Origin of the sequence: Pseudomonas sp. LM13 (genome assembly GCF_041381355.1) — a bacterium.
Taxonomy (GTDB): Bacteria; Pseudomonadota; Gammaproteobacteria; order Pseudomonadales; family Pseudomonadaceae; genus Stutzerimonas; species Stutzerimonas frequens.
Window position 1 is genome coordinate 1 of record NZ_JACBXH010000129.1, and the last position, 766, is coordinate 766.

Here is a 766-nt window from a genome sequence, read left to right on the forward strand (position 1 = left end):
CCTACGCCGCACTGCTGCACGACATCGGCAAGATCGCCGTCGATCTGCACGTCGAGCTGGCCGACGGCTCGATCTGGCATCCGTGGCACGGCCCGCTGTGCCAGCCATACCGCTTCCGCTACCGAGACGATCGCGAGTACCGGCTCCACAGCGCCGCGACAGGCTTGCTCTACCGGCAACTGCTTGACCGTGAAGTCCTGGATTGGCTCAGCTGCTATCCGTCGCTGTGGGCACCGCTGCTCTACGTCCTGGCCGGGCAGTACGAGCACGCTGGCGTGCTGGGCGAATTGGTGGTGCAGGCCGACCGAGCTTCCGTGGCCCAGGAACTGGGCGGCGATCCCACACGCGCCATGGCCGCGCCCAAGCACGCACTGCAACGCAAGCTGCTCGACGGGCTGCGTTACCTGCTCAAGGAGGAGCTGAAGCTGAACCAACACGAAGCCTCGGATGGCTGGCTCACCGAGGATGGTTTGTGGCTGGTGAGCAAGACGGTCTCGGACAAGCTTCGGGCACATCTGCTGTCCCAAGGCATCGACGGCATCCCAGCGAACAACACCGCCGTGTTCAACGTGCTGCAGGATCACGGCATGTTGCAGCCCACGCCGGACGGCAAAGCGATCTGGCGTGCGACCGTGACCAGTTCCACCGGCTGGAGCCACTCGTTTACGTTGCTACGGCTGGCACCCGCGCTGATCTGGGAATCTGGTGAGCGACCGGCACCGTTCACCGGGACGTTGACGATCGACACGCCCACCGCAGTTGAAGA

1 protein-coding gene is annotated in these 766 nt (G+C 64.6%); it reads left to right on the forward strand.

The window, feature by feature from the left end; translation table 11 throughout:
• The coding region (gene mobH / locus HZR81_RS23675; protein ID WP_500129401.1) for a MobH family relaxase at positions 1 to 766 on the forward strand (766 nt) is incomplete at both ends.